Annotated in this window: 15 protein-coding genes; all 15 read right to left on the minus strand. The window is 48.6% G+C overall.

Annotated features, from left to right (window positions below; genetic code table 11):
• Positions 1–10: 10 nt before the first annotated feature.
• The 15 genes from PHF27_RS03890 to PHF27_RS03950 all read right to left on the minus strand — a co-directional run bounded on the left by PHF27_RS03890 (position 11) and on the right by PHF27_RS03950 (position 9,465).
• Positions 11–1,084, minus strand: coding sequence for a phage tail sheath subtilisin-like domain-containing protein (locus PHF27_RS03890; RefSeq protein ID WP_300066336.1), 1,074 nt, complete (start codon positions 1,082–1,084; stop codon positions 11–13).
• The gene (locus PHF27_RS03895) at positions 1,066–1,536 is read right to left on the minus strand and encodes a DUF6838 family protein (protein WP_300066303.1); all 471 of its coding nucleotides are present in this window, start codon (positions 1,534–1,536) and stop codon (positions 1,066–1,068) included. Before PHF27_RS03895 ends, PHF27_RS03890 begins: the two co-directional genes overlap by 19 nt.
• Positions 1,533–2,012 (minus strand): HK97 gp10 family phage protein, encoded by a 480-nt coding sequence (locus PHF27_RS03900; RefSeq protein ID WP_300066305.1) that lies wholly within the window; start codon positions 2,010–2,012, stop codon positions 1,533–1,535. The genes PHF27_RS03895 and PHF27_RS03900 overlap by 4 nt, the downstream gene beginning before the upstream one ends.
• Entirely contained in the window at positions 2,005–2,331 is a 327-nt protein-coding gene (locus PHF27_RS03905; protein WP_300066308.1) for a phage head closure protein, read from the minus strand. The genes PHF27_RS03900 and PHF27_RS03905 overlap by 8 nt, the downstream gene beginning before the upstream one ends.
• Positions 2,328–2,612, minus strand: coding sequence for a head-tail connector protein (locus PHF27_RS03910; protein WP_300066311.1), 285 nt, complete (start codon positions 2,610–2,612; stop codon positions 2,328–2,330). Before PHF27_RS03910 ends, PHF27_RS03905 begins: the two co-directional genes overlap by 4 nt.
• A gap of 28 nt (positions 2,613–2,640) precedes the next feature.
• Complete coding sequence (locus PHF27_RS03915) at positions 2,641–3,894, minus strand: phage major capsid protein (protein WP_300066313.1); 1,254 nt, start codon at positions 3,892–3,894, stop codon at positions 2,641–2,643.
• Positions 3,884–4,615: a head maturation protease, ClpP-related gene (locus PHF27_RS03920; RefSeq protein WP_300066316.1), complete on the minus strand. Its 732-nt coding sequence runs from the start codon at positions 4,613–4,615 to the stop codon at positions 3,884–3,886. Before PHF27_RS03920 ends, PHF27_RS03915 begins: the two co-directional genes overlap by 11 nt.
• Positions 4,596–5,783 (minus strand): phage portal protein, encoded by a 1,188-nt coding sequence (locus PHF27_RS03925; protein ID WP_300066319.1) that lies wholly within the window; start codon positions 5,781–5,783, stop codon positions 4,596–4,598. Before PHF27_RS03925 ends, PHF27_RS03920 begins: the two co-directional genes overlap by 20 nt.
• 17 nt (positions 5,784–5,800) lie before the next feature.
• Positions 5,801–7,462 carry a terminase TerL endonuclease subunit gene (locus PHF27_RS03930; protein WP_300066321.1) on the minus strand — a complete coding sequence of 554 codons (1,662 nt, stop codon included), beginning with the start codon at positions 7,460–7,462 and terminating at the stop codon, positions 5,801–5,803.
• Positions 7,463–7,468: 6 nt separating this feature from the next.
• On the minus strand, positions 7,469–7,837 hold the full coding sequence (locus PHF27_RS03935) for a hypothetical protein (protein ID WP_300066324.1): 369 nt from the start codon (positions 7,835–7,837) through the stop codon (positions 7,469–7,471).
• Positions 7,838–7,920: 83 nt separating this feature from the next.
• Positions 7,921–8,178 (minus strand): HNH endonuclease, encoded by a 258-nt coding sequence (locus PHF27_RS14320; protein ID WP_363320039.1) that lies wholly within the window; start codon positions 8,176–8,178, stop codon positions 7,921–7,923.
• On the minus strand, positions 8,090–8,308 hold the full coding sequence (locus tag PHF27_RS03940; protein WP_300066327.1) for a hypothetical protein: 219 nt from the start codon (positions 8,306–8,308) through the stop codon (positions 8,090–8,092). Before PHF27_RS03940 ends, PHF27_RS14320 begins: the two co-directional genes overlap by 89 nt.
• Positions 8,250–8,570: a hypothetical protein gene (locus PHF27_RS14325; RefSeq protein WP_363320038.1), complete on the minus strand. Its 321-nt coding sequence runs from the start codon at positions 8,568–8,570 to the stop codon at positions 8,250–8,252. Before PHF27_RS14325 ends, PHF27_RS03940 begins: the two co-directional genes overlap by 59 nt.
• Positions 8,571–8,714: 144 nt before the next feature.
• Positions 8,715–9,212, minus strand: a complete 498-nt coding sequence (locus PHF27_RS03945) for a hypothetical protein (protein WP_300066330.1) — start codon at positions 9,210–9,212, stop codon at positions 8,715–8,717.
• Positions 9,213–9,243: 31 nt separating this feature from the next.
• Entirely contained in the window at positions 9,244–9,465 is a 222-nt protein-coding gene (locus PHF27_RS03950) for a hypothetical protein (protein WP_300066333.1), read from the minus strand.
• Positions 9,466–9,566 lie beyond the last annotated feature (101 nt).

A 9,566-nucleotide genomic window follows, 5' to 3' on the forward strand; every position in this document is an offset into this window, starting at 1 on the left:
CTCCTTTTTCTTAGATGTAGAACGGAAGGTTAATGTCTTCGATTGCGTCCAAGATTTTGATATTGCCTTTCAAGAACACTTTGTCGCCGGTGTTGGCTTCTTTTACTTCTTGGTCTTTCATTTCCGTTACATCGGTTCCCTTGGACTTCAAGTACACGCGCTGTTGGTCTACGTCAATGACTACGCTGTTTTTGCCAGGGTCTAGAATTCCGTCCAGTACCAGGCCGTCAAGGTATCCCATGATGGCCGTAATCAATAAGCACTTATTGTCATAGCTATTTGCATATTTGCCCAAATAGCTATCCTGCGCCGTTTTCTTGATATCGTCGTGGATCATGTCCATTGCATCGACGAGTTTGATTTTTTTGAAGCTGTCGCCTTTGTTCTGAATTGTGGTGATGAAGCTATTTACGCCGCGCGCAATTTTTACTTTTTCGCCGTCATGGAAAATGATAAGCTTCCCGGCATCTACGGCGGCGTTGCGTTCGTCGCTTATCAAGTGGTCGCAGTCGATTACTTCCGGCAGCGGCGCAAAGGTGCAGGAGATGGTCATTGGCGTTCCGCAAATCACGCCCGCAATACGGCTGCAATACTCTGCGGTTGTAAACGTTTTTGCTTTTGTCACGATTGTTTCTGTGGCAAAATTTACAACCCCCTCGGTATCCGCAGGGCAGTTTGGAAGCACCGCTTTTACCATAATGTCTTTCTGCGTCCGCAATCCTTTGATCCACGTAGCAATTGTCATTGTTTCTTCTTCTTTGATGGTGGGGATAACCAGGTAGTCCCACCTGGCTGTTTCCAGGTACTTTAGCGCTTTGTCGTAGTTCGTTTCCGCTTCCGGCAAGAAGTACAGAAGAATTTTTTTAGGCGTTGTCTGGTACCCCATAAGCCCCAATTCGATCTGTTCTTTGTTAAAATCGCTAATCCCGGTCGGAATATCCGTCGTGGTGTATACGGTGGTTACTTGGTTTTCCGCCGTTACGTTGGGCAAGGCTCCGCGCAAAATCATTGCCATAATGCCCCGCGCGCCGCGCTGAATGGCCGTGATTCCTAGTTCCTTGAATACTATTGTGATTTTTGGCATTCCCACGTTTGTTCATCCTCCTCTTTTACTGTCCTCATGTGCAGTTCGTTCATTTTGTCTCCTGTTTCCGTCTTTTCCAGGCCGTCAAAATACTTTACGGAAATATCCACTTGCAATATTTCCTTGTTTTCTCCGGTCTTGTGGAAAGACACAGCGTCAATCTTTAGCGCCCTCGCTCCTACCTTGAAAAACATCCCAAAGGCTGCTTTGATTTCATCCGCTACGTTCGCGTTGTCTTCCGCCGTGTAGGTCCTTGGCAAATACGTTATGGTTATGGTTAAGTCGTTCGAGTTGAAATTTGTACTCACATTGTGCGTAGCCGGTATTAGCTCAACAAAAAATGCAGGTGGTTTAAATCCCTCCCGCACTTCGTCTGCGTACACGCTGCACCCCGGAAATTTACTTTCCAGTATGTTTTTCACCGCTTCGCCTATATCTGATTGTTTTGTCACAGCTTTTTAGTCACTTTCTCAATTATTTTTTCCGCTTCACCCGGCAGTATCTCTTCAAACTCTTGACACGTCCTTTCTACCATATGCACTCCCGGTGTAAACCCGGTCACATGGTGCTTCTTGTTTACTTTTTTATGCCCTCGTTCGACTAAGTGAAAATGTGGCGCTTCGCTCCAAAAATTCATTTGTTTGCTCTCGCCATATCCTTCAATTTCCGTTTTGTAGGACTTGTCCAGCGCGTGCCGCGATGCTCGCCGGTGTACTGCCCGCTGCTTCTTACTTAGCGCTTTTCCGTTCTTTAGCTTTTCCCTTGCCTTGGAGGCTTCGCCGCCTACCGGCGTTTTTTCGATTACGGCTTTTTTGAACTTTTTTCCCATTTGTTCCAATGCCGTTTCCATTTCAAACGGGAATTCGTCCGCAATTTGCTTGATAGCGTCTTGCAGCTCTTTTAGCCCTTGCTCTTCAAAATCACTCATACGGCTTTTCGTCCTCAACGCACATAAATTCCATTTTTTCTCCTTTCATATAAGGATTTATGATGGAATTTATTTTAAAAATGTGCTCTTTGAAATGAATTGTCATATCCGGCGTAATGCCCTTGATGTAGCGAGTGGTGATTTTGTAGGTTGTTTCGGCGCTTGCCTTTTGCGCCTCGTAGTATTCCCGCCCGCGCGCCGGCTCCACCCTGGCCCAAACCGTTTTTATCGGCACCACTTGTTGTTGAATCCCCATTTTCCCTTTTACTTCTTGTTTCCCGTAAAAGGTTACCCGCTTGTCCAGCGTTCCGGCGTTCATGCGTAATCACCGCACAACGAAATGTGAGAGATGATTGCTTCGGCGGTATGGTCTATCGTTACAAGATTGTTTCTCGTGCTTGTCGCTTGCACCTCGCGGTTTTCGTACCAGTGGATCACAAGTTGCTTGATGCACAGGTTCCAAAGTTCGTCTTCTGGCTTGTAAATTTTGCCCGTCTTCCGCTCAACATACTGCTGCGCGGCGGCAAGCAACGACGTGATTAGCGCATCGTCCGTATCGTCATCGACGCGCATATAAAGTTTAACCTCTTCTAATGTCATTTGTAGCCGCCCCTTTCAGCAGGTATGATTAAGCGCCCGGCGCTGCTGCCAGTTTAATTGCGGCAAATGCCTTGGTGGTCAATACGCCGCCGTCGATGATTGCATAGCCCATGTAGTCCGCCGTGCGCGCTTTGACGTGCTCTTCTTTGTACATGGTCATGTCTTCGTTCACGTTCATGGCGTAGCCGGCTGAAACGTTCCCGATCAAGAACGTTCCCACCGGCAGTCCGTCTTCTTCTTTCACCGGAATGCCAAACAATCTGCCCACGCATTGTCCGGTTGGGTCCGGCACGAAAATAGGCCGTTTGATCCCATCGACAATGTTCGCCAGAACGTTCCATACGTCCGCGCTCTTTGCGTAGATTGCGCAACCGCTAGAGTATGCGCTTTTAATCTTCGCGCGCGCGCTGGTAATCGTTTTGTAGTCCAGTTTGTCCGCTTCGTAGGTTACTACCTGCGGCGTGGTTGCTTCTGCTGCTAGCGCGGTCAAAATCCCCATTGGCTGCGCTTTGAACGTGTCTGCTTCTCCCGGCTTGCCTTTGCCGTTAAGAATGGCCTTGGCTAACGCATTCCCCATTTTTTCTGCAATTTTTGTTGTTACGTATGCCAAAAACGCGTCGATGCTCATTTTCCGCATCTTCCAACTAACCGTTACGGCCTTTACCAGCTCGCAACCGCTCAATTCCAGCTTAGCAAAGCCCACGTCATCTCCTACCGCCTCCGTGGCCTCGTCCGTCCATTCTCCGTCTTTCATTTCATCTGTGTCTTGGGGAATGGTAAGCGAGCCTGGCACAAACGTTTTCAATACATCCTGCAAAATTGGGTGTGTTTCCGCAACTTGCATCCAGATTTGTTCCCGCATCGTGTTCGGGATAAGCACGCCATGCTCTGCGGCGGTCTGCGTCTGCATTTTAAACTTATCGTTTACCGCGTTGAAGCAGGTTGTCTCGTCCGCAGATAGCCCTTGCCGCATCATCGTCTTCGCGAAGGCCGTGCGATACAGCTTAGCCTGCGCCTCGTCTGTGCTCCCTTCCGCTTCGCCCGTTTCCCCTGCCGGTGTCAGTACTCCCGTTGGCGCTGCGCTCTTTGGTTGTTTCACGATTCCTGTTTTTTGGAGCGCTGCTAGGTTCGCGTTCTCGCGCGCGGCTGCTTCAAAATTTGTGTCTAGCTTTTCGATTTCTTCCCGCTTGGCCTTGGCTTCCGCCACATTTCCCGCGTCCAAAAACGCCTGCGCTTCTTTCAGCAAGGCCCCCCGCATTTCTTTGTACTGTTCATAGTTCATGTTTTGTTTCCCCCTTCATGCCCAGCAGTGCCAGGCGTTCTCTTTCTATAATTTTTTCTTGTTCTGTGTTTTTCTGGAATTCGCATTGCAGTAATTTTGGTACTGCACGAAACCGGCTCAGCGTTTCTTGGTCTGCTTTCGCTGCCGCTTCCACCGCTGCCACGGTTTCAACTTTGGAAAAAATCTCCGCCGCATCCTTGCCGGTAAACCACGTTTCTTCTCTGATGTATTTTTTCAGCTCATCTTCGCCAATCTGGCTAAATTCTTGGTATACGGCTGTGGCTCCCCTGTCTAGCGTGTCTAGCGCCTCCGCTGCCTTGCGTAGTTCCTCGGCATTCCCGGCAATGCTCATCCACGGCCTATGAACCATAAAGTAGGCATTCTCCGGGATGATAACCCGATCTCCTGCCAGCGCAATAATGGACGCAATGGAGGCTGCAACGCCATCCACATATACCGTTTTTTGCCCGCTGTACCGTTTAAGCATGTTATAAATCGCCATGCCGGCAAAAACAGCGCCCCCGCCCGAATTGATATAAATATCAATGTCCCTTCCTTGCGCCGCCGCTAAAAAATTGCATATTGCTGTAGGGTATTGGTCTTCTTCTTGCCATGCTCCCCACCAGTCAGAAACAATGTCGCCGTAAAAATACAATTTTGGATTTTCCCCCGGCTGATCTACGTCGGTCATTGCCAAAAACTCATTCAGTGTTTTTTTCATCTTTTTTCACCTCCTTTACCGTGCCGGTGTCTTTGCGTCGAATGGCCTTATCGCCGCCCTCGATAACTCCCATGTTCAGTACGGCCCTCCACTCGTTCGGTGTCATGGCTCCACGGTCTACCATTTGCGACAGTTGCAGTTTTGTTGACATGCTGGCATATTGCAGGCTGTTGGCGGCAAAGGCAATGCGGTTTCCGTGGGCGCGTTCTCTTGGAGAAAATAATTTTCGACTGAATTCGTTAGATAGCTGCATGGCTACCGGCTCGATTTCGCTTTCGTAGTACGCGTTCCACCCGTTTTCATCGTATTTCGACTGCACAATGTTCTCATTCGTCCCGAACAGACTGTATATTCTCCGCACGGTTCGGTCTGTTTGCGATGCGTTTGGCACGTAGTCTTGCGGTTTAACCTGCTCCGCGTCCATCTTACCGTCAACCGCTGCGGCCCCGGCGCTCTCGCTATTATCCACGCTCAAGAACGACTTCACGAAGTCCGTCGTGTTTTTCTTTATGTCTTCCGGTTTCATGACGCTTTTGTATTTTAAGAGCCAGCGTATACACGCGCTGTTTCTGATCGCGTTAACGATCCCCCGGTCAGTTGATCCTACGATATTCATAAGCGGCATAAACATTTCCCGGTTGCTTGCTCCAAAAACATCATCGTCGCTGTAGTCCTGCCGCAAGTGGATCACGTCGCTATAGGCCAACTGCATTGTTTTGCCATTTTTTAGCGTGAACAGGATATACAGGTACCCGTTTTCATCGTACTTCGCTTCCGCCGTAACGCATGACAGCGGGTATATTTCCGTAGCAAAGCCGAAATCGTCCCGCAAGACATAGGCGAATGCGTTGTTATTCAGTTTTAGCTGTATCGCCATTTTTTCTTGCAAGAGTTGCCCTGTCATGTATGGGTTAGGTTCTTCCAGTAGGACGCGTATATAGGCATCCGGGTTAATCTTGATATCTCCCTGCCCGTTCGTCCTCACCTGCTGCGCCTGTAGCTTCCCTACGGCCTTGTAAAACGGCCTAATGCAGCTTCGTATCAAGTCCGATTGGTACAGCTTCCCATTCCATGTGTAGAGGCCGCTTCCGTACTCGTTTACCATCGTCAGCCGCACGGCTGATGGATTCCTGTTGGTAAATGTCTTTATTTTTTCCCATAGCCACAAGTTTTTTCACTTCCCCGCTAAATCATATTTTCATAGTCTGTCCTGTGTCGTTCCAGCACCACATAGGCATCTAGCAAGCTGGCAAAACCATCAATCCTGCGGCGCTGGTTGTCTGTCTTTATCGGTTGTATGTTGTCGTTTTTATCAACGTCTACCGCAACGTTTGACATGCACCATTTCAAAACCGGATTGTTGTTGTAGTTGATCCGGTTCGCGTCCAGGTCTGCCCCTAGCGCTTTCATAGGCGCTGACAGCGTCTTTTTACCTTGGTAGACCGGCTCCATGATTTCCCCGAAGTTGTCCGTCATTTCATCGACCCAATATTTCGCGCTCCACGCGTCGTAGCCGCCATATACTACGTACAGGCTGTATTCTTCGCGCAATTCAACGAACCACTGCGTCAGAAACTTATAGTCTACCTTGTTTCCCGGCGTTGTCCGCAGGTACCCCATGTCTTTCCATAGGTCGTACGGTATTTTGTCTTCACGCACCCGCTTTTCTAGCAAGTCTTCCGGCAGAAAATACATTTGCCGCACGTATATTGTTTCATCGTCCGGTACTTTGAAGATTACGGTTCCGCACGTCAAGTCTACGGCTCCCGACAAATCCGCCCCGGCGATGGCGTAGGACGGGTTTAGCTTTTTCATGTCAAATGTCGCTTCGTTGTTTAGCTGCTCAAACGACATCCACACGCTCGACGATGTTTCGCGGACGTTGAAATCTTTCGTCAGCAGGTTTTTGACAAGCAGTGCGTTTTCTTTTGCTTTATGCACTTTGCCTTTCAGCGTCGTAAGGCTTTTAATTGTCCCCAAGCCCGGATTTGCTTTGGCCCACGCCTTTTCATCTGTCCATTCGTCCCGCTTGTCCAGTTCGTATATGACAGGGAGAACACGGTCGTCGTGATACCCTACTGCGTCCCCGTAGCCATTCAGTATCCGCGTGCATTCGTCGTACTTCATGTCAAAAACAGATTCGCGCACCGTGCCGCCGGTTGTCGTTATGAACGTCAACGGCTGCTCCCGCCCGCTTTCTCCGTCTATGATTACGTCGTACAGGTTCTTGTCTTTCCATGCGTGCACTTCATCCAGCAGCGCTCCATGCACGTTCAAGCCGTCCTGCGTGTCGCTGTCGCTCCCAAGCGGTCGGAATGAACCGTCGTTGAAAGCACTTGTCATTTCCGACACAACGCAGCGGATCTTCCGGTTTAATACCGGCGACTTTTTCACCATGCGGCGCGCTTCAAGCCATATTATTTTTGCTTGGTCCTTCTTGGTTGCTACGGCGTATATTTCCGCGCCTGGCTCTTGGTCTGCAATCATCAAGTAAAGCCCGATTGCCGCCGAAAGTGTTGACTTCCCGTTTTTTCTCGCCACAATCAGTATGACTTCGCGAAAGCGCCGCACCTGGTCTATTTTGTGAACAAACCCAAACATGGCCGCAACAAGAGCGAGCTGCCATAGCTCTAGCATAAACGCCTTGCCGCCCATCTTCCCTTTTGAGTGCTTGCAGTAGTTTTGTATGAAAAAAATAGCATGTTCCGCGTGGCGCTCGCTGTACTCCCACACTAGCGCCTTATTGTGCATGTCTTTTACAAGTTGGTCGTATACCTTTGCCACCTTTTGCGATACGGTTACGTCACCGGCTTTAATGGCCTTGTCGTATTTTTCGATGTAGTTCATCGCTCATCATCGCGCGTGTACAAATTTTTCAAATCCGTCTTCTTTTTTGTCCGGCGGTTGTTCGTTTCTGGGCAGCAAATCTGTCAACTGCTTCATCACGGCGGAATAGTTTTTAATCATCGTGTTGTAAATTTCTACTTCCGGCGACTTTTTGGTTCCGAATTGGTTTTCACCGTTTTTGTATTCACTCACTGCGCCGTTTTTGTTTATTTCTGATTGCAAAAGTTGCAGCGTAACCGACATAAACGCCGCATTATACATTAGGTTTTCAACTGCTTTTTTTACCTTCGCGTCTATCTTTGTGAATATCCGCTTAAGTTTTTTCAGCTCTTTATCTATCAGTTCTTTTTTGGCTTTTTCGTCTATATTTTCCACAAACTTTTCCCTCCGTTCACTACACCCCCTTTGTGCGCGCCCTGTGTATTTTTTGAAACTGTCCTCTCCGGTCCGCTTCGGGGCTACCCATAATTTTTCTTAGGGGGGGATAGCCGCCGCCGGCGTGGCACCACCTGCCCTGTCTCGTCGAACTCAAGATCGTCTCTTGTTGGTCTGTGCTGTCCATGTATAGTGTTGTGGCAGTCCGTGCACAGAAGCATTAGGTTGTCCCAGTGCAGCGTAACGCTTGGGTCATTGATGTTGTCCGGCGTGATGTGCTTCTTGTGATGCACGATGCTCCCCGGCTGCTTGCACTTCTCGCACAGCCCGAACTTCGACACTATAAACCCCTGCCTGCATCGCTGCCATGCTGTCGATTTGTAGAAACGCTTTGCGTACTCCTGCGCCATCCTCACGCGCCCCTGTCTGTGCTTGTGTCTCGCTCCGGCTCTTGTTCTTGCTGCTCGGCAAGGTAGTCCCTCACCCGCTGCCTAACCTTGTTGCTCCGCCTCGTGAAATGCCTATCGAAGTGGCAGTCATCGCAAAGCACAGCGCCTTTGTTTAATTCGTCCGACTTTTTTGCGCCGCTTGGCTCGTGATGAAATTTTGCGCCATCTTTTACCCAGCGCCCACACACAACGCATTTGTGATTGTCTCGTTCAAAGATAGCGTCGTTTAGTTTCTTAAGGTCTTTGCCTTTCAACCTTACCCGGCGTTCTTTTTGTAATTGCATTCAGCTACCCCCTAAATTTAGGCGCAAAAAAGCGCCGTCCAACTGAACGGCGTTACTCTTTTTCGTATTCTCTTTTTATAACTTTCCCACACTATCATTTTACGACTGAAAACATGACATGTAAACTGACAGGTTTTTGACATTTTATGCTTTCGTCAACTCTTCAATTCCGAACAGTAAAACGCTCAGCGTCTCAAGTATATCGCCGGTGTCGCGGTATGCCGTTCTCTCGTCTATGTTTTCTTCTGACGCTATGGTTTTAAAGGTTTTCTTGTCGATGAAGTGGCTTTTGAATATGCGGTATTTTCTTTCCCTTCCCGATTTTTTACAATCGTTTTTCAATACGTCTAGCATAGAGTTAACATGTTGCATTATGACAAACGTTTTTGCCGAACTGGTCTTTATTGTCTCAACGCATATCTTTTTATGGCCGCTTCCATCTTGCAAGTCATTGGCCGCTAGCGCCTCCTCTAGTGTTGCTACCGCTTTCTTTGAATGTTCGTTTAGCGTGTTGTAGTGCTTCATCAGTTGGCGCGTGTCGTGTAGCCACCTGCTGCGCTTTTCTTTTCTTGCCGCGCGCTGGCACTCCATGAATTTTTCCGCCGTCAATTTTACGATCTCTTTTTTTTCGCTGTCAGTCATGCCCTGCTTCCTCCTTCCGTTAGTGCGTTTGCTATCGGTATTTTCTGCCCGTCAACTTTTCCTGCAAGACAATGCGCCCGACAACTTCAAACCCCGCTGCTGCAAACATGGCCTTTACACCTTTGAGTAGAGGGTTAATCACGTCAAGGTTCTGGTCATGATGGTTTTCTTTCCCAATGCCCTTAATAGCGTCATAGGCGGTCATGTCTTTGCACCCGCTACCATTTTTCCTTAAATCGTTTTTCTCCTCCATGAAAAGCCTCCTGTTCAAGTTGCGTTTTATCGCATTGAATTTTTATTCAAAACTTCGACTCCTTAAGTACTCTTTTCGTAATCGCTTCAAGTTCGTCGCTT

This window comes from Anaeromusa sp., assembly GCF_028691475.1.
Taxonomy (GTDB): Bacteria; Bacillota; Negativicutes; order Anaeromusales; family Anaeromusaceae; genus Anaeromusa.

Coding starts and splice junctions, on each gene's coding strand:
- PHF27_RS03920 (WP_300066316.1), bottom strand. CDS start 4,615: ATGAAAAAAACACTGAATGAGTTTTTGGCAATGACCGACGTAGATCAG.
- PHF27_RS03945 (WP_300066330.1), bottom strand. CDS start 9,212: ATGACTGACAGCGAAAAAAAAGAGATCGTAAAATTGACGGCGGAAAAA.
- PHF27_RS03950 (WP_300066333.1), bottom strand. CDS start 9,465: ATGGAGGAGAAAAACGATTTAAGGAAAAATGGTAGCGGGTGCAAAGAC.
- PHF27_RS03905 (WP_300066308.1), bottom strand. CDS start 2,331: ATGAACGCCGGAACGCTGGACAAGCGGGTAACCTTTTACGGGAAACAA.
- PHF27_RS03900 (WP_300066305.1), bottom strand. CDS start 2,012: ATGAGTGATTTTGAAGAGCAAGGGCTAAAAGAGCTGCAAGACGCTATC.
- PHF27_RS03890 (WP_300066336.1), bottom strand. CDS start 1,084: ATGCCAAAAATCACAATAGTATTCAAGGAACTAGGAATCACGGCCATT.
- PHF27_RS03915 (WP_300066313.1), bottom strand. CDS start 3,894: ATGAACTATGAACAGTACAAAGAAATGCGGGGGGCCTTGCTGAAAGAA.
- PHF27_RS03930 (WP_300066321.1), bottom strand. CDS start 7,462: ATGAACTACATCGAAAAATACGACAAGGCCATTAAAGCCGGTGACGTA.
- PHF27_RS03910 (WP_300066311.1), bottom strand. CDS start 2,612: ATGACATTAGAAGAGGTTAAACTTTATATGCGCGTCGATGACGATACG.
- PHF27_RS14325 (WP_363320038.1), bottom strand. CDS start 8,570: ATGCAATTACAAAAAGAACGCCGGGTAAGGTTGAAAGGCAAAGACCTT.